This window comes from Peribacillus sp. NPDC055009, assembly GCF_053608705.1.
This window is the reverse complement of record NZ_JBSGVZ010000023.1, coordinates 1-16,783: the sequence shown is the minus strand read 5'-3', so window position 1 is coordinate 16,783 and position 16,783 is coordinate 1. Positions and strand designations below refer to the sequence as shown.

Genomic DNA, 16,783 nt, shown 5'->3' with positions numbered 1-16,783 from the left:
ACACAAAAAGGCTCCCGCAATTGAAGTTGACAAAGAATCGACTTCAATCGCGGGAGCTGCTTCATACATGTTTCATAATCAGGTGCCGCAAAAAGTTCGGTAAGGTTTTGTTGACAAAGGCAGTGCGGCGTATTCAGCTTGTTCCTCGCAGTGTGCATAAGGATTTGCAAGAACATCCAATAGCCGTTCCATCACGCCGTAGTCCCCTTGCTCCACTGCCGCTTCCAACGCTTCTTCCACCCGGTGGTTCCGTGGGATCACTGCAGGATTGCTGTTCTGCATCAACTGATTCGAAGATTCTTTCGATTCCTTCTGCCTGCCCAGTCTCGCCTTCCAAAGCTCTTGCCACTGAGCGAATTCCGGTGTCCCGAAAAGGACCGTATCCTCCACTTTATCAAAGGTCAAGGCACGGAAGGTATTAGTATAGTCGGCACCATGCTTTTTCATCATACTGAGGATGCCATTAATAAGCGCTTCATCCTGAGTCTCTTCGTTGAATATCCCCAGTTTCGACCTCATTCCCGCTAACCAATTAGAATGATACAGATCATTAAAAACGGAAATCTTATCTTGGGCCAAAGTAACGGCCTGATCTTGGTCATCATGCAACAGCGGCAATAGGGATTCAGCGAATCGTGCAAGATTCCAACCTCCAATAACAGGTTGGTTACCATAGGCATAGCGGCCTTGTCTATCAATTGAGCTGAATACCGTTGCAGGGTCATAGGCATCCATGAAGGCGCAAGGTCCATAATCGATGGTTTCCCCGCTAATCGTCATGTTGTCGGTGTTCATCACCCCATGAATGAAGCCAACCAGCTGCCATTGGGCAATGAGCTCAGCCTGACGCTTGACCACTTCCTGCAGCAGCGAAAGATAACGGTTTTCATCGGATTCAATGTCTGGAAAATGACGCTTAATGGCATAGTCGGCAAGTGTCCGGAGTTCCTCGATCGTGCCCCATTTTGCAGCGAATTGAAAAGTGCCGACACGAAGATGACTCGAAGCCACACGAGTCATGATGGCACCAGGCAGCCCGGTTTCACGGATTACCGTTTCACCGGTCGTCACCACTGCCAGACTCCGGGTGGTAGGTATGCCGAGCCCGTGCATCGCCTCACTGATGATGTATTCGCGCAGCATCGGTCCAAGTGCAGCCCGGCCATCGCCCCCGCGGGAGTATGGCGTTCTTCCTGGACCCTTCAGCTGGATATCGACCCTCTCGCCTTCGGGCAAGACCTGTTCGCCAAGCAATATCGCCCGGCCGTCCCCTAACATGTTAAAATGACCGAATTGATGCCCAGCATATGCTTGAGCAAGCGGCGAAGCACCTTCGGGAATCTCATTTCCCGCAAATACCGCCACACCATCTTCGCTTTGCAGCGACTTTACGTCCAAACCAAGAGAATCCGCCAAACGTTCATTTAGAATGATCAACTCCGGTGAATGTACAGGAGTCGGGTTCGTGCTCGTGAAAAACTTTTCCGGAAGACGCGCATAGCTATTGTCTAAATTCCATCCTGTTTCATTAGTCATGGTTTCTCCTTTTCTTACTTTGACTTTTGTATAAATGTTCTTTCTCTCAAGATTCATATTAAAACACGCGGTATAACTCAGTTGCAGTCCATATTAATGTCTACTTCTGCCAATTAATTATACCGTTTCTGCATTAAAATGGCTCTTATAAAGTCGTTTTAAATCCATGGCGCCCCGGGATTTCATAGTACGATTGTGTGAAAATATCCTCATCGGTTCCCTTTGAATGAAAGAAGCAGGAACCCATAACGGTTCTTGCTTCTTCTCCTTTAAATATCAGCTTCCGTTTTACACTTGTGAAGCGGTTTAGCTCCCGTACAGATTTTAAGAATCTGTTTTATTCATTATTAAGCTCATCTTCATTTATATTAATAATCGCAGTATGTTTCCCGCTACTTAAAACTATTTTGATGATTCCTTCTCCTGACATTGATTCAAATGCACGAATTGTATCTCCTTTTATTTTTTCAAAGTATACCTTTTCTCCCGTTGAATCGATTACTATATATTCTAATTCACTACCAGTTTGATCTATGTAAATTGTATTCTTTTCTTTTAAAGTAGTTCTGATTTCTAGCGTTTTCTTTTTATGAATATAGCCAGAGACACTCATATCAGCCACTAATTCTTTCGAGTTTTTAATATATGATGTATTAATTTCAAGTCCATCACGTGCCATTGTTCCTGAATCAGTATAAACATTCATTAAGATTAGTCCAAACAGCAAGGATCCTATTAGCACTATTAATTTTTTCATAATTAAAATCTCCTATCTCATTTTTTCAATCATGATATGAATACTCACTTTAGTGGCCTCGTTCAATATTACCCGCATTACTAACCGGGAAAATTGCATCTCGCTCAGAACTCCATCTCCTCTTCAAGCAATATTACTACAATTACGGATAAAAATAACAATTTCATATGCCAATAGTTATAATTTCATCATGAAACATTATGCATCAAAAAAGCCTGCCATTGATTCGGCAGGCTTGTTTCTTTTCTTCTTATTGGTTCCGTCCTCCACCCATTCAAAGGTAGTCTTAATTCAGTAAAGTCAGGCTGATAAAGGCAATGCCAAATATACAGTACAGAATGAGGGTAAAGGGCTGGGGAAAAATAATATATACGATCATACTAATGATCATCAGCAGGATGCTGAAGGCATTTATCCTATCTCTCCACATACTCACCTTTGGTCAACTCCTTTTCCACAAGCGTAAGGTACATTTTCATCGCAAACTTCTTCCGGTGCTGAGGAAGTACTTCTCCCACAGTCAAAGCGAACATCAGCAAAAATAGAGTTTCTTCTTCATCCTTCGTTCCTCTTTGTTATAATGGCTGTGTGCCTAATTTGGATTTTTTTTATTTTTCGTTAGTAAGTAAGCGACTGATAATTTATAATTATAAAATTGAACCCACTAAACAGCCATGTAGCCAAAATGATAAATTCATGAAAATAATTTAAATTTTCAGATTTTTTAAGGGGTATGAAGTGAATGATCTATAAAACTTTCAAGGTTGTATTGAGAACCATGCACAAAGGCCAAACCGAGGAATTCGCCTATGTATTTGAAGGGAAAAGCCTGCTGATCGGCCGAGCAAGCCAGCACTCCAAAGCTGATTTCAGGCTTTACAATGACTTTGTTTCCAGGGAACATTGCCGGATTTATATGGAGGAAGGGCAGCTCCTCATTGAGGATTTGGCAAGCAAACACGGCACCTCCGTAAACCAGATGCCGCTCGTACCGGGCAATCCATGTCACATTGAACCGGGGGATTCGATTACTTTGGTCAATGGATTGATTGAATTCATAATCTCCATCGACAACGATTTAACAATGGATTTCACGCCGGTGAACCCCGAGTTCCTGCAAACCGTCGCTATCAATGAGCACCTTCAGACTGTAATCATCAATGAAGAAGCACCCATTAAAATGCCGACCAAGGAATTCAATTGCTTTAAGCTCCTTTATGAAAATTTGGACAATCTTATTTCAAAGGAAGAAATTGTTCAGCAAGTCTGGCCAGAGCGAGTCGGTGATCCCGAGCAAATTGTGACGGCAGAGGAAATCGCTTCACTTCTGTACCGCGTGCGGAAACGGTTAAATGGGCACTTTGCAATAAAAGCCGTCATTCAAAAGGGATATTATATGGAATCCATCCATTCATTCAATTTATCGGACTTATCATGACAATCATTCGAAAACATGAAAAAAGCATTGCGGATGACAATGCTTTTTTTCATGCTTATATTGGAGATGGCCAGTTTATATGTCCACGATCCATTATCATTTCCTTGGCAAATCCAGATTAGTGAATTCATCGACTGGAACGATGTCTTCTTCCATATCCATCACCTTCAGCACAACCCTGTCTCCTACATTCGTCAACACAATATCAGATAGCGCGTTGACACCAGGGTCCACCGAGAACCTCTTGGCATTGCCTTCGACGATTAAATGGAAGACGTATCCATTTGAAAGATTGGCATCATTGATCCTTAATACCTTCCCTTTTATTTCTTTCATCTCAAAACCTTTTTGAGGCGTCACACCGCTGACTTTCCCTAAAGAGGCAATCAGCTTTTTATAATTACGGAAAGCTTCGTCTTTCGTTTTCCCAAAGACCACTTGGGGATTATCGCTATTTGCGTAAACGATCGCCACACCCTGGAACTTGCTGCCCTTTGTAACTGGAATGACATAAGTGGGAGCACCGTAAATCGTATAGAAAATTCCATTAGTGGCTTTCCAGCCTGGATATTTAGACAAAAACTCACTCGCATTGGCGTTGGATTTTGCTTCCTTTCCTGTCAGAACGGACGTGACGCCTTTAAAGTACGTCATTTCACCGGTCTTGGCATTGAAAACACCATAACCTACAAGGGTTTTGGAGTTGCCTTTTGATTTAGCCCGGGTAAAGTCCACTACATAAATCAATTCGCCTTTTTCGTTAAACGTAACTTGCATATTATCCTCATTAGGAATCAGGACATCTTTCTTCGGTCCAATCAAGGACTGGTTTTTCCACCCGTGAACATATTTTCCCCAGTAAGTCCAATATTCCAGGGCTGTTTCCAATGTGAATGTCCGATCTACCCATTTAGGTTCTTTTCCTTTTGGATAGTATTTCGTGTCACCCGTTTCCGGATTAACCAATACCACCCCGTCCACCACGGGACCGCTCCGGTATTTCAAATAATGTCCGACTGAAGCTACGAAGAAGGGCTTTCCATCTTCGTTCGGTTCCAAATATGAATCATGGATGATTTTATTCGGATATGCCTTGCGAATGGTCCTTTCCAAATCATGATCGAGGTACTGTGAGGGAGCATACAGCATCTTCCCTTTGACAGTACTTGCCCCTTTATCCGTCGATACGGCGGAAATCAGATTATAACCTGGCGTGTATTCCGCTTTCCCGGCTTTTAAAAACCCGTCCATTTCAATGGGTGATGTATAAGCCAATTCATCATTGATATTGGTCAGACGGTATTCGCCTTCAGTGAAATATGATGCATTTTCTATTCTATTAATCGCTGCATCACCTTTTGCGTCAGCCATTTTCACTGTAACAAGCGGCATGGTTTTTATATCTTGAATTTCTTCCAGCTCTTTTTTCTTATCGACCTTCGCCAATCCATGCAGATCTGCGGCAAAAGTGAGCGGGTAAAACAGCATGATGACCCATGCGGCAATCAACACGACACCCATCAAGCTGTTGAAATGTACGTTCCAAGGTGTTTTAGGCTGCTTTGCCGCTTCATTTCCACTCCGATTCCGTCGGGTACCTAAAGATTCACTGGCACTGTACATAAACAATCTTGAATCGATGATGAGAATGAGCCCGAGAATAATGGCAAAACACGAAAAGAATGCAGCGGCAGTAAGATCCAGCAGCATGATATCGATAACGAAAAACAATACGGCAGCAGAAACTAAAAGTCTCAGCACTTGTTCAATGAAAAAAGGTATATCTTTTTTGGTGATTGCGTTTGTCCATCTCTGCGGAATCAAGGAAAGTCCCAATATGGCAAATGGCATTTTCATTAAAATTCCTTTTAAGATGAAACCGAGTAGTGAAAGTATCATGGTTTGAAATGTCTCTCCTTGTCATGTATGTTTCCATTTACCCATTTTATCACTTTTGTGCAACTAATTTACTATTTTTTTAATATAGCGAAATAACGTCAAAATACTTCCAAAACTATTTACCCCAACGATGCTACTTTTACCGATTTAATGTTTATATAGACTCTATAAAAGGATGGATGCCAAAGGGGACGAAGCCTTATGATTTATGAAGAAACTTACCAATACCCATTAAGGAATGTATCTTCCACTGAATTCGATACGTTGATTGTATGCATTGCTCCACAGTGATTGGGACGGGGGCATTCAGAGCCCGCTTCATATGATGGCCCGGGAGTCAGAACGACAGAAAAGTACTTAAGGCAGATCATCCATATATTCACCGCACCACAAGGATCACTAAAAAAAGTGTTTGTCTCTCATTACCTAATCCTGCTATTCATAAGTTTTCCAAGGGAACGGGTCCGTTCTCTTTTTTTGCTTGTATCGAACGCCTGTGGATTGAAGAATGACGATTGTTGTTTGGTGATTGGCCCATTGTGGATTTCTCCTCTGAATTCGCGTGTTGCATATGAATCTTGTGGATAAGCCAACTTGGTCATCAAGTTGTTTTAACAGCAGGTCATAACCCCTGTAAGGACAAGGACATTTATCTGGAGTTATTCTAAGGGTAGAATGGGTCTATAATAAGGAACTTAAAAAGGTTCTGATTCATCAGTATGAATAAGGTATTGAATGTGACAGGACGCTATACGGGTAAAAGAAATGGGCCCCCATTTAGAATGGAAAGCCCCATGACCTGTTATGGTATTAATAATATTTTCCCCGAACTCTTCCGGCTTTCAAGAAGTCTATGCGCATCCGCCCCATTTTCCAACGAAAAAAGAGTCGGTTCTTTGATGTGGATTTCCCCTGACAGAATCCATTGGAATAGCTCTGCTGTTCTTCTTGTCCGTTCTTCATGAGTAGTCAGGACGTTCCAAAGGTCACCACCAATTAATGCCTTGGATGTATCCATTAACATTCTCGGGTCGATTTTTTCTGGATCACCGCCTGCCATCCCAAAAAATACAACAGTTCCTCCAGTCTTAGTCGCACTGAAACTATCCATCAAGGTTTGACCCACTGATTCATAAACAACATCAACGCCTTTACCACCGGTTATATCCTTAATGGAATCCACCCAGTCCGATCCGTAAAGGATAACATGATCCGCACCCATTTGTTTGGCAACAGCCGCTTTATCATTCGATGAGGTCAAGCCAATGACCTGACCGCCATTCATCCTGATCATCTGTGTCAGTAATTGACCGACTCCCCCTGCAGCGGCATGGACCAGAATGATTTCCCCTTCTTTAACTGGATGGCTGTCATGAGTTAAATATTGGGCAGTCAATCCTTGAAGTAAAACGGAAGCGGCCGTTTCAAAGGAAATGCCTTCAGGCAGCGGTAAAAGTTTATCAGCTGGAACTGAAACCAGCTCCGCGTTGGCATGGGGAACATCAGCAAACCCGACGCGATCACCCACTTTCACATGACGGACATCTTCCCCGACATATTCGATGACCCCTGCTCCTTCATACCCTAGAATGAATGGGGGATCACCCACCAAATGATAATTCCCTTTCCTTCTATATACATCAGCAAAATTCAATCCGATTGCTTTCATTCGAACGATCACGGCTGATTTTGAATGTTCAGGTTCTGCAATTTCCCATACAGACAGAACTTCCGGCCCGCCGAAATCATCAAAAACAAGTGCTTTCATCATCCTAACTCCCTTCAATGGTTCTTCATTCTTTAAGATATAGGATGAACCCTTTGATGGCAAGAAACACAAATGACCGCCCTGCCCTTAAAGGCTAGAGCGGTCACTAGGTTACTCAATCTGTATTGGAGCCAGGACCGTTCTTTCGTTTATTCGCAGAATATTCCTTACCGTGTGCTTCATGTTCTGCAATGATGTCCGCTTTCGGAATATGGTTATTCTTTTTCGGTGAACCGGTACGGTTACGATGTTTTTTTCCCATGATCTATCTCCCCTTCATTAATGCTTTTTTAGGTTGAACTGTTTAATGCATCTAACGTTTTTAGCTTGTCCGATTATCACCGAAATCACCAGAAAATTAGGCACTTCATAATAAAGGAAAAACCTTCGTGGAGCCCGAATAGATAGAAAACTGATATAGGAGGAGAAAAAATGTTTCCTTTATTGAACACGGAAAGGTTACGCTTACGGGAAATTCATGAAAGTGATGCGGAAGCTCTTTTCCAATGTTTATCAAAAGATGAAGTCACCCGCTTTTATGGCCAGGACTCATTGGAAAATGTTGAACAAGCGAAGGATATTGTAGCATCTTTTGCGAAAAACCATCGTGAAAAACGAGCCATAAGATGGGGAATTGAAAGAAAAGATACGCAGGAATTGATTGGCACCATCGGTTTTCATGCCCACAGTCCTAAATACAGACGAGCGGAAATCGGTTATGAAATCCATCCTTCACATTGGCGCAAAGGATTTGTGTCAGAAGCGCTTAAAGAAATTATCGCTTACGGTTTCAACGACCTTGATTTAACCCGCATCGGCGCGGTCGTTTTTCTGGAAAACCAGCCATCAAGTGCGCTCTTGCTTAAGCTGGGCTTCATTCGAGAAGGAATATTAAGGAGTTATATTTACCAAAACGGTATCCCTCATGATACATATGTCTATTCCTTGCTGAAGTGAAACCAACCTTCTTTGGAAGGTTGCATAGAAGAAATTGGCGAAACTCCTGCCGATAACTGGCTAGACGAGACCTGCTAGATGCTTGCTTTGATGAGGGCTTGGCAACAATCGGGAGCGGGATTTAATGCGTGGACCGCAAGACAAATGCTCCGGAATCCGAAGTAGAGTCGAATAAATTTGTGAACGGTCGAATAAACTGCCGGGTAGGTCGAATAACTCCTTCAACGGTCGAATAAACTGCTGGGTAGGTCGAATAAAGTCTCCGGCGGAGATCAAATGGAATTTTTTCAGAAAAAACTGTAGGCAAACTGGATTTTCTTGAATTTATCAACAATTGGGGGTTCGGAATAGATTCACTCTGAAACCAAGATTCAGTTCTTTTCGGAGCATCTGTTCCCATTCCATATACTTATTCGGATATGATAAAACAGCAAATAAATTACCTTAATATCCCAAATTACCCACAAAAAAAAGTCACCAAAACATGGCGACTCCACTTCACGATTTAGGTGACTACAAGATAGTCCTTCAAGGCCTGCTGCAGTGTACCCTTTGTTTCTGCTTTATTATCGAGCTGAATTCCTGAACGGATCATTTTCGTAACAACCTCTGGGCGTAATCCAGTCACCACAGCTTTACACCCCATCATTGCCGTACCATCGAGGATTTTCATCAAATCATTGATCATTTCAACTTCCATTTCGATGATACCGGACAAATCCAAGATCAAGGTCTGTATCCGCAGTTTACCTATCTCCATCAATACTTTTTCTTCGATTATCTGTATTCGTGAATAATCGATTGTCCCGATTAAAGGAAGGACACAGGTGGTGGAAGTGACGGGAATGATTGGGACGGATAGATTTTCCACCAAGTTTTGCTGAGCGAGAATCAATTTGTCTTTATAATCGGAGTAACTGACGAAAAAGGATTTAAGAAAAACATCAACACTTTCATTCACTTTTTTCTCTAATTCAAAAAAGACCTTGGAATCCTCAATAAACGCTTTCTTATCTTGTTCAAACTTATAAAGAAAGGTCCAAAGCGTTCTGCGAAGGGCTTGAATCCATTCCAGCTTGAATGAAAGCGTCAAGGAGTGGGTTGCCCACGTAACTCCCTCTTTTTCGGCAAAGGCAATCATATCCGTTTCATTATGTTCCACTATATATCGAATGAGCTTATGTGCATTATTCAAAAGGTCGACATTTCCAATCAGTAAAATTTCTTCGATTTTATCCCTGACATTGACCGCTGCTGATAAAAGATATTCTTCAAACTCACTTTTATTCTGCAAAAGGAATTCCATTATTTTATCTTCCTCATAAACAAAACTCACTCTCTCCACTCCCTTTTTGAACATCCAACTGTGATTTTTGTTACTATTTACTTTCTATATTGGTGGAGTTTTTTCCTGCTAATTGGTCATATATTAAAAAGTTGGCAAGTAAATGGGTTAAAGCCGGTTTAGATCTCATCTCCTGAAAAAACATTTTTCGATGCGGAAGAGAATATCAGGTGGGTGGACGATTTCCCATATTTAATGGCTTCATCGACGAAGTCTTCCAACGTTTCCATGGAAAATGTACTTATTTTAATAAGATAACTGTATTGACCGGCTAACCGGTGGCATTCCAGAACTTCCGGATGGTTCAAGCTGAATTGATAAAAGTCTTTGCATCGATCCGTTTCGAATAATATGAATGCCGTTATGCTTCTATCAAGTTTTTCAAGGGATATTTCTGTTTTATAACCTTTAATCACTCCGCTTTCCTCTAATTTATTCACACGTTCTTTCGTTGCTGGAGCCGTTAAGGAAACTTCATGTGCCAGTTCTTTCATGGACATACGACCATTATTCTCCAGTAAGGAAAGTATTTTTTTGTCCGTTCGATCCAATTCAATCACCCCTACTTTTTTTATAAACCGATTCCTTTCAAATACATTATAAAATAAATATAAAAGGAATGATTACGTAATTAATCGTATGTATTAGGGGATTTGCTTTTTATATAATTAATTCAAATATAAACAAGGGGGACACTGCTATGAAAAAAGTATTGCTGCTGCTATCCAATGGATTCGAAGCGGTTGAAGCAAGTGTGTTTACAGATGTATTGGGATGGAATAAATTAGAGGGTGATGGCACCACAGACCTGGTTACGGTGGGACTTCACGAACAATTGAAATGCACATGGAATTTCATCGTGCAGCCCGAACTGACCCTCGATCAAGTGAACCTGGATGACTTCGATGCTTTGGCCATTCCAGGAGGTTTTGAAGAAGCCGGTTTTTATGAGGATGCCTATGATCAGAGGTTTCTTGATGTGATCAAGCATTTTCATAATAAGAACAAAATCATAGCAACCATTTGTGTAGGTTCTCTCCCACTAGGAATAAGCGGGATATTGAAGGGAAGAAAAGCCACAACATACAACCATCCAACCAGTAAGAGACAGAGGCAGCTAAAAGATTTTGGTGCGATTGTCGTAAACGAACCGATTGTCGTTACGGACAATATCATTACTTCCTACAATCCATCCACAGCTTTCGATGTTGCCTTTACGCTCTTGGAAATGCTCACTTCAAGAGATAATTGTGAACATGTGAAGGAATTGATGGGTTTCCATTAAGAATGTCTTAGGAACCTATACAATTTGGATGTTGATTTCCGGTCCAGGCGCTCGCATTCCGCAGGCAGTCGGCGGAAAGGGAGCCGAATTTCTGAAATCATCTAAATCTTTTTTTAAAGGAAAAAACTGCAGGCAAACTCGTTTTCTTCGAGTTCGTCTGCAGTCTAAGGTTCCTAATGTTTTCACGTTACTTCCAATATGCCAACGAACGGGTTTTCATGGATTCACGGAACTGTTTCGTTGATTCTGGCAGGACTTTATTCGTTGCATAATCGATGATGACACCATACTGGCGAATGACATCGAGACTATCCAGCTCTCCATTGCCGAATTTATCTTCCACGCTTTGTATGTTTTCCTCAAGCCATTGTTTGCGGTTGTTTTTGATATACGACCTAGCTTGTTTCGTTGCTTCAAGATCTATTTCGAATAAATCGAGATCTTTATCTATTTCCTTGATCACGACTCCATAATCTTTTTTAGCTCGCTCAATTGAAACATACTCATCGATAACATCTTCCAAAACAGCTTCGGGACTTCTTTCAAGCGGATCTCCCAGTCCCCCGCCCCCAGCGGATGGGCGCACAAAGGAATCTCCTTGCTTCACTTTTACATTTGAGAAAATCGCACCTAAATATCGTTCGTCTTCCTTGCCCGGATTCAGCCATGCTCCATGCGGGGAAGAAGGAAGCCCACCAAAAATTCCCCATGTTATTGAACGGGAACGGTCACAGCAATAGGACATGACCGTGTTTTTGACATTGGTGAGTGTACCTCCCTTTTCTACACCGCACCCGCCGCGGTATTTACCCGGCCCGGCAGAGTCGGTAATGATTTCATGCTTCATCGTCACGACAGGCGACAATCTTTCTTGCCCTTCGCAAGGCTGTACGCTGAGTCCCAAACCGAATGTCGGGGAGGTGGCGTTTACACCGTCCCGATCATTGCGGCCTCCATGACCGCCTGCCATCCAGTCGTACCACATGAAGTATTTATCCTGCTCCTGGCGTTGATCCCAACCGCCGATTAGTAAATACTCCAGGTTAAATGAGCATGCGATCGCTCTTTCCGGCATGATGTTGGACCAGAGTTCGAAGCACGCACTCATGATTTTTTCATAGGCCCCTGAACAAAAACCGGTTACGGCAATCGGTGCAGGGGCATTGACGACGGAGTTTTCCGGCAGTTCGATCTTCACCACTCTGTAAAAGCCGGAGTTCAGGGGTATTTCAGGAAAGAATGTCTTGGTTCCTGAGTATGCTGCCGATAAAGATGCCCCGAAACCAGCATTCAAAAAGCAGCCGATATAAGAATGCGATCCAGAAAGATCATATAGGATCTCGTCATCCGTGATGGTCATTTTAACCCGGATCGGAATCAGTCCGTCTCCGGCTTCAGGATCCATATCAATATAATCAACGGTCTCCCAGGTTCCATTCGGTAAAGCCGCAACCTTGGCCCTTGCCAAACGCTCCACATAATTCTGCACTTCCGAAAAGGCGGACAAAGTCGTATCGATTCCATACTTCTCGATGATGGCAAACAACTGGCGCTCGCCTACCTTGGCCGCTTCCACTTGAGCACGTAAATCGCCGACACGTTCTTCAGGTACGCGCATGTTCAAAGCGAGCACATTGACAACATCTTTTAAAAATGTTCCTTTACTATAAATCCTAAGCGGCGGAATCCTTACCCCCTCGCCGAAATGTTCCTTGGCATTGATATCAAAGGAGCCAGGTGTCGATCCCCCCATGTCGGCCCAGTGACCATTCGTCTGCATGAACGCAATGAGCTTGTTCTCATGGAAGACAGGCAAGAGGACGCGTGTGTCATTGAAATGAGTGCCGCCTCGATACGGGTCATTGACCAAGAATACATCCCCAGGATGGATATCATCTTCGAAGTCCTCTATTACCGCCTTTGCCGTTAGATGCAATGTTCCTACATGGACCGAAATATCCTGCGTCCCTTGCATGACTGTATTTCCTTCTGCATCACAAAGAGCACAGCTGAAATCCCGATTATAAATGACGAAGGAATAGCATGTCCGAAGGATTTGTTCCGCCATCTGGTCTACAAGGTTAACGAAGCCATTTTTTATCACTTCAAATGTCACCGGATCTAAACCTGTTCCAACTCCAGTTTGGTCAACTAACTGTTTATTCGACAATGAAATCCACCTCTTTTTATTTATTTTGGGAAAGAATCAAGTTTCTGTATTTATCAACTTTTGCCGTGAAATTTGGTGGTATGACAGTAGTTGTATCAAGCTGGTCCACTATGGCAGGGCCCGTGATTTCAGAAAAGGCCGGAATGAGTTCCCGGTTATAGACGTTCGTATTCACATATCCCTCTTCTTCAAAATAGACATCACGCGTTTCCTTCAAGGCATCGGCAAGTGTGCCTCCAGGTTCATAAGTCGGGAATTCAGGTTTTGGTACAGTTCCGATAGCCGTAACGAGCAGTCCGTAAATTTCCACGGTCTGTTCTTTATCGGAGAAAGAAAATTCGCGTTCATGCTCTTGATGGAAACGTTCAAGGGTCTCTTCCAAAGAAGAAATCGGGCAATCGACTTCTATCGCCAATGAACGCCACTGTCCCATATACCTCATGTCAATATATCTCATCAATGTGGAAGCTTCTTTAGCGACTCCTTCTTCTTGCAATAACTCCGCGGCCTCTTTTTCCATTCCGATGAATTCTTTCTCTAAATCTTTTAACGATACATCCTTGACGTTTTTGACATAGGTTTTGGATATATCATGACGAACATCGACCAACAGGCATCCCATTGCGGCGGCTACACCCGGATGCGGCGGGATGATGACGGTCGGGATTTCCATTTCCTTGGCCAGGTACGCTCCATGCAAGGGCCCAGCCCCGCCGAAAGCCACAAGTGCAAAGTCGCGAGGGTCGTATCCCCGTCTGACTGAAATCAGCCTTAGAGCATCACACATATTGGCATTGGCCACCCGTGTGATGGCGTTCGCTGCTTCTTCAATCGTATAATCAAATTTCTTGGCGATCTTATCCACGACTTCAATCGCTTTTTGTTTATCCAGTTCCATTTGTCCATCCAATAGTTTGGTGCCAAGTCGTCCCAAGACAATATTGGCATCGGAATTGGTCGGTTCTACGCCGCCCCTGCTATAGCAAGCAGGTCCAGGAACAGCCCCTGCACTTTGAGGGCCATTGCGTAAAGAACCTCCTTCATCCACCCAAGCTAAGCTTCCGCCTCCTGCTCCTATCGTCAAGATTTCAATACTTGGGAAGCCTATCGGATATCCATACTCGATATACCAATCTTTCGTAATTCGTAAATCACCTTCATGCATCAAGGAAATATCGGTGCTCGTCCCCCCCATATCCAGCCCAATGGCATTATTAAAGCCGCAAAGCTGGGCGATATGTTTACTGGCAATCGCACCTGCAGCGATGCCGGAGCTTGCAAGTCTTGCTGCATAACGGGGAACGGTTTGGGATGTCATTACCCCTCCGCCGGAGTGAAGCACTAATATGTCATCTTCATATCCCCGTTTAGTCATTTCACCTTCAAGGGTTTTAATATATTTGCTGACAGTCGGTCCTAAAACCGCATTGACAATCGTCGTACTCATGCGCTCATGCTCAAAAATCTCAGGAAGGACTTCACTTGAAATGCATATATAAACATCCGGGAGTTCCTCCTTGATGATTCGTTTCACTTTCGCCTCATTGCTTCCATTTACATATGAGTTCATGAAACAAACCGCAATCGATTCGGTACCGCGTCTTTTTAATTTCCTTGCCAGTGACCGTACTTCCTCTTCATTGATTTCCGTCAAGACATTCCCTGCAAAGTCGATGCGTTCTTCCACTTCAAAACGGTCTCTTCTTTGGATATACGGTTTGGCTACATCATCATATGTATCCCATAACTCAAGCTTGGTTCCTCGGCGGATTTCCGATACATCCCGAAATCCAGCGGATGTAATCAATGCTGTCTTTGGCAATTTTCTTTCAATCAAGGCATTGGTGCCTACTGTTGTACCATGGGAAAAAACTTTAATATTTTCACAATCTATTTCCGCTTTCGCAATTCCATCCAAAATACCGACCTCTGGATTCAAAGGAGTCGACGACGTTTTCGTAATTGAAATTTCCTTCGTACTTTCATCAAAAACGAACACATCCGTAAAAGTTCCGCCTACATCAATTGCGAGCCTAGTTTGCTTCGTACCTATCATATAACTCCCACCCCTGCTACAAGATTTAAAATACTTTATACCTTTTGACATTGCCTTGCGCCACTTGCACCGATTAATAGAACTGTGTGAAAGAGTATCAGCCAGCCGCTGGATTTTCTTACGCCAAAAACGGAACAAGATGAATGATGAAATAAAAAAAACCAGTCATATCAATAAGAAATAATTGATATAACTGGTTTTTGATCTAGGTTTAGCTTCGCAGGGCGGCGAAGTCTATTAGATTCGACAGTTATTTATAGATTCATCTTTTAAATCACCGAGTCCATTTTAGACGATGGCAGAGTAGAATTTCTAGAAAAAACTACTTGTTTACACCATGGCTATATACTTTATCTTACGTCAATTCACGATAAAGTCAAGGGTACTTTTAGAATATTTAAACAACTATAGTTTGTGAATTAAGAGTGGGATTTATTACAAAAATAAGTAAGCATAACTGTTTCGCTATGCTTACACAACAATATTAATTATCAGGTGTTACCGATGTGCCTTCCTCACTGTTTTTGAGGTAAACTTCAGAAATTCCATTCATACCTTCCGATAGTTGCGCTTTGGTATATTCCATACTGCCAACCAGTTTATGAAGCTTCTTATCATTATTCTCTTCTGTAAGTTTAGATTCTGAATCAGTCACATTTTTTCACCTCCATCATTTAGGATGGCAAATCAAGATGGAAATATGTATGACAGGCTTCGATGTTAGACCCCCTCTTAAAGTCCATTATAGGTAAATAACGGTAACTCTCATTGCAATCTGTACATCAAATAAGCAGGAAAAGATTATTTTATGAATCTTTTTTAAAAAATCAGCTGTTTTCAAGCCACTAAAGGGATATACTATAGGATAGCATTTATTACATTTTTGTTAGTATTTTTTCTGGTCACACATTGTGTAATATTTTACAAGTTTTTCTATTTACCTCAACAAAATGCTTATTGCAAAGGAGAATTGGATATGTCAGAAACGATTACCCAATCACAAACTGAACAACTTAATGCCCGCCAAAAACAATTAGATGTACTGGACCAATTATTAAAGCCTGAGGTTCAGGAATCATTGAACACTTTAGTTGAGCAGTTACCAAAACTGACTGAGTTAGTGAATATTTTAACAAAGTCTTATGATTTCGCTCAATCGGTTGCGACTGATGATGTCTTGAAAAATGATACGGTCAGCGCCATTTCGGAGATCGTTACACCTGTAGTGGGTTCAGTGAAAGGTCTTGCGGCTAATGCCATCGAAGCTAAGGATCGTGCAGAAGCGAATACTGATGTGATCGGTCTTTTTGGTCTGTTAAGAATGATGAAAGATCCGCAAGCACAAAAGCTTTTCCGTTTCGCCCAAGCTTTTCTTGAAGTCTCTTCAGAACGTAAAAACCAAAAATAATTTGATTAACTTTCAATCAGTAAGGACGGGGGATTAACTATGTCAAAACAAATCGTCATCTTAGGTGCAGGTTACGCTGGATTGCTATCTGCCTTATCCGTACGTGAATATTACAAAAGAGATGAAGTGCAGGTTACAGTGGTGAACCAATTTCCAACGCACCA

General features: G+C 42.4%; 14 protein-coding genes and 1 pseudogene. 5 read left to right on the top strand and 10 right to left on the bottom strand.

What is annotated here, in order from left to right; all coding sequences use genetic code 11:
• Positions 1 to 78: 78 nt before the first annotated feature.
• Positions 79 to 1,536 (bottom strand): protein adenylyltransferase SelO family protein, encoded by a 1,458-nt coding sequence (locus tag ACWF5P_RS23725; RefSeq protein ID WP_434168644.1) that lies wholly within the window; start codon positions 1,534 to 1,536, stop codon positions 79 to 81.
• A 337-nt stretch (positions 1,537 to 1,873) separates the two neighbouring features.
• Positions 1,874 to 2,293 (bottom strand): hypothetical protein, encoded by a 420-nt coding sequence (locus ACWF5P_RS23720; protein ID WP_434168643.1) that lies wholly within the window; start codon positions 2,291 to 2,293, stop codon positions 1,874 to 1,876.
• 742 nt (positions 2,294 to 3,035) lie between these two features.
• Between ACWF5P_RS23720 and ACWF5P_RS23715 the strand changes: the two genes are divergently transcribed.
• The gene (locus ACWF5P_RS23715) at positions 3,036 to 3,731 is read left to right on the top strand and encodes an FHA domain-containing protein (RefSeq protein WP_427574768.1); all 696 of its coding nucleotides are present in this window, start codon (positions 3,036 to 3,038) and stop codon (positions 3,729 to 3,731) included.
• Between the two features lie 96 nt (positions 3,732 to 3,827).
• Here ACWF5P_RS23715 and ACWF5P_RS23710 read toward each other — a convergent pair whose 3' ends face one another.
• The 3 genes from ACWF5P_RS23710 to ACWF5P_RS23700 form a co-directional block, all read right to left on the bottom strand.
• A complete protein-coding gene (locus ACWF5P_RS23710) occupies positions 3,828 to 5,588 on the bottom strand; it encodes a hypothetical protein (protein WP_452445372.1) in 1,761 nt (586 codons plus the stop codon).
• Positions 5,589 to 6,432: 844 nt separating this feature from the next.
• Positions 6,433 to 7,398: a zinc-binding dehydrogenase gene (locus ACWF5P_RS23705; protein WP_434169611.1), complete on the bottom strand. Its 966-nt coding sequence runs from the start codon at positions 7,396 to 7,398 to the stop codon at positions 6,433 to 6,435.
• 115 nt (positions 7,399 to 7,513) lie between these two features.
• The gene (locus ACWF5P_RS23700; protein WP_141994063.1) at positions 7,514 to 7,660 is read right to left on the bottom strand and encodes a hypothetical protein; all 147 of its coding nucleotides are present in this window, start codon (positions 7,658 to 7,660) and stop codon (positions 7,514 to 7,516) included.
• 170 nt (positions 7,661 to 7,830) lie between these two features.
• Here ACWF5P_RS23700 and ACWF5P_RS23695 point away from each other — a divergent pair, with 170 nt between their 5' ends.
• On the top strand, positions 7,831 to 8,355 hold the full coding sequence (locus ACWF5P_RS23695) for a GNAT family N-acetyltransferase (protein WP_402940677.1): 525 nt from the start codon (positions 7,831 to 7,833) through the stop codon (positions 8,353 to 8,355).
• Between the two features lie 505 nt (positions 8,356 to 8,860).
• Here the strand turns inward: ACWF5P_RS23695 and ACWF5P_RS23690 are convergent.
• Positions 8,861 to 9,691, bottom strand: coding sequence for an STAS domain-containing protein (locus tag ACWF5P_RS23690; RefSeq protein ID WP_434168641.1), 831 nt, complete (start codon positions 9,689 to 9,691; stop codon positions 8,861 to 8,863).
• A 128-nt stretch (positions 9,692 to 9,819) separates the two neighbouring features.
• Positions 9,820 to 10,251 (bottom strand): Lrp/AsnC family transcriptional regulator, encoded by a 432-nt coding sequence (locus ACWF5P_RS23685; protein ID WP_101224419.1) that lies wholly within the window; start codon positions 10,249 to 10,251, stop codon positions 9,820 to 9,822.
• 149 nt (positions 10,252 to 10,400) lie between these two features.
• Here ACWF5P_RS23685 and ACWF5P_RS23680 point away from each other — a divergent pair, with 149 nt between their 5' ends.
• Entirely contained in the window at positions 10,401 to 10,985 is a 585-nt protein-coding gene (locus ACWF5P_RS23680) for a DJ-1/PfpI family protein (protein ID WP_434168640.1), read from the top strand.
• 187 nt (positions 10,986 to 11,172) lie between these two features.
• On the opposite strand, the gene ACWF5P_RS23675 is transcribed toward ACWF5P_RS23680, so the two are convergent.
• The 3 genes from ACWF5P_RS23675 to ACWF5P_RS23665 all read right to left on the bottom strand — a co-directional run bounded on the left by ACWF5P_RS23675 (position 11,173) and on the right by ACWF5P_RS23665 (position 15,866).
• Positions 11,173 to 13,155: a hydantoinase B/oxoprolinase family protein gene (locus ACWF5P_RS23675; RefSeq protein WP_434168639.1), complete on the bottom strand. Its 1,983-nt coding sequence runs from the start codon at positions 13,153 to 13,155 to the stop codon at positions 11,173 to 11,175.
• A 16-nt stretch (positions 13,156 to 13,171) separates the two neighbouring features.
• A complete protein-coding gene (locus ACWF5P_RS23670; RefSeq protein ID WP_434168638.1) occupies positions 13,172 to 15,211 on the bottom strand; it encodes a hydantoinase/oxoprolinase family protein in 2,040 nt (679 codons plus the stop codon).
• A 484-nt stretch (positions 15,212 to 15,695) separates the two neighbouring features.
• A complete protein-coding gene (locus ACWF5P_RS23665) occupies positions 15,696 to 15,866 on the bottom strand; it encodes a hypothetical protein (RefSeq protein ID WP_157831108.1) in 171 nt (56 codons plus the stop codon).
• Between the two features lie 321 nt (positions 15,867 to 16,187).
• Here ACWF5P_RS23665 and ACWF5P_RS23660 point away from each other — a divergent pair, with 321 nt between their 5' ends.
• Positions 16,188 to 16,619 (top strand): DUF1641 domain-containing protein, encoded by a 432-nt coding sequence (locus ACWF5P_RS23660; protein ID WP_452445371.1) that lies wholly within the window; start codon positions 16,188 to 16,190, stop codon positions 16,617 to 16,619.
• A gap of 39 nt (positions 16,620 to 16,658) precedes the next feature.
• Positions 16,659 to 16,783 (top strand): annotated as a pseudogene (locus ACWF5P_RS23655) (NAD(P)/FAD-dependent oxidoreductase); the annotation flags it as partial.

What these genes read in the sequence shown, in the direction of transcription:
- ACWF5P_RS23700 (WP_141994063.1), bottom strand. Translation starts at nt 7,660, where the DNA reads ATGGGAAAAAAACATCGTAACCGTACCGGTTCACCGAAAAAGAATAAC.
- ACWF5P_RS23695 (WP_402940677.1), top strand. Translation starts at nt 7,831, where the DNA reads ATGTTTCCTTTATTGAACACGGAAAGGTTACGCTTACGGGAAATTCAT.
- ACWF5P_RS23720 (WP_434168643.1), bottom strand. Translation starts at nt 2,293, where the DNA reads ATGAAAAAATTAATAGTGCTAATAGGATCCTTGCTGTTTGGACTAATC.
- ACWF5P_RS23660 (WP_452445371.1), top strand. Translation starts at nt 16,188, where the DNA reads ATGTCAGAAACGATTACCCAATCACAAACTGAACAACTTAATGCCCGC.
- ACWF5P_RS23670 (WP_434168638.1), bottom strand. Translation starts at nt 15,211, where the DNA reads ATGATAGGTACGAAGCAAACTAGGCTCGCAATTGATGTAGGCGGAACT.
- ACWF5P_RS23715 (WP_427574768.1), top strand. Translation starts at nt 3,036, where the DNA reads ATGATCTATAAAACTTTCAAGGTTGTATTGAGAACCATGCACAAAGGC.
- ACWF5P_RS23725 (WP_434168644.1), bottom strand. Translation starts at nt 1,536, where the DNA reads ATGACTAATGAAACAGGATGGAATTTAGACAATAGCTATGCGCGTCTT.
- ACWF5P_RS23680 (WP_434168640.1), top strand. Translation starts at nt 10,401, where the DNA reads ATGAAAAAAGTATTGCTGCTGCTATCCAATGGATTCGAAGCGGTTGAA.
- ACWF5P_RS23710 (WP_452445372.1), bottom strand. Translation starts at nt 5,588, where the DNA reads ATGAAAATGCCATTTGCCATATTGGGACTTTCCTTGATTCCGCAGAGA.
- ACWF5P_RS23705 (WP_434169611.1), bottom strand. Translation starts at nt 7,398, where the DNA reads ATGAAAGCACTTGTTTTTGATGATTTCGGCGGGCCGGAAGTTCTGTCT.